Raw genomic sequence first — 602 nt, forward strand, 5'->3', positions numbered from 1 at the left:
AAAATTACATAGGTGGTGTGTGTAAGCAATGAAGGATGAGTTATTACAAAACATCATACTAAAAAAGAAAATTAATCAATTGTCTGATGATAATCAAAAGTTACAGACAACAGTGAACGAGTTATTTCAAACTGTGGAAGGCTTAAAAGTTACGGTTGATAATTTACAGAAAGCTCTAAATGAAAAGGTAGATGGCGAAAATATTTTGGATGCTATCGTATATGCAATAGAAGAAGTAAAAGAGTTTGATTGAAGGAGGATGAATGATGGACGAAATCAATTTAAATCATAGATATTGGTGTTTTGGAATTGACCAATGTTATCCTTGTGGTGGGTTTGCTGATATTCATAAAACTACTGATTCTAAACAAGAAGCAATCAAATGGCATGAAGAAGAAAAAGAACACTTAGATTTTTGTAAGGTTTGGGATTCTGTAACTCGTGAGTATGTAGATAATGAAAAAAAGGAGGATGAAAGGAATGGCTAATACCAAATTAATCATTGAGGTAACTGCGGATACAACTGAAGCATTAGAGGGAATTAAGGAAGTAACTGAAGCAGCTAATGAATGTGCAGATGCATTAGAGAAGTTGGAAAAGGT

At 33.1% G+C, this 602-nt stretch carries 2 protein-coding genes; both read left to right on the forward strand.

What is annotated here, in order from left to right; genetic code table 11:
• Nucleotides 1–28 precede the first annotated feature (28 nt).
• Nucleotides 29–253 (forward strand): hypothetical protein, encoded by a 225-nt coding sequence (locus tag MR056_RS21930; protein WP_242136729.1) that lies wholly within the window; start codon nt 29–31, stop codon nt 251–253.
• 13 nt (nt 254–266) lie between these two features.
• Nucleotides 267–488, forward strand: coding sequence for a hypothetical protein (locus tag MR056_RS21935; RefSeq protein WP_242136730.1), 222 nt, complete (start codon nt 267–269; stop codon nt 486–488).
• Nucleotides 489–602 lie beyond the last annotated feature (114 nt).

The sequence above is a fragment of the Bacillus cereus group sp. BfR-BA-01360 genome (assembly GCF_022663595.1).
GTDB classification, from domain to species: domain Bacteria; phylum Bacillota; class Bacilli; order Bacillales; family Bacillaceae_G; genus Bacillus_A; species Bacillus_A cytotoxicus.

Bases quoted from the DNA above. Each gene is read 5' to 3' on its own strand.
- MR056_RS21935 (WP_242136730.1), top strand. From the start codon at position 267: ATGGACGAAATCAATTTAAATCATAGATATTGGTGTTTTGGAATTGAC.
- MR056_RS21930 (WP_242136729.1), top strand. From the start codon at position 29: ATGAAGGATGAGTTATTACAAAACATCATACTAAAAAAGAAAATTAAT.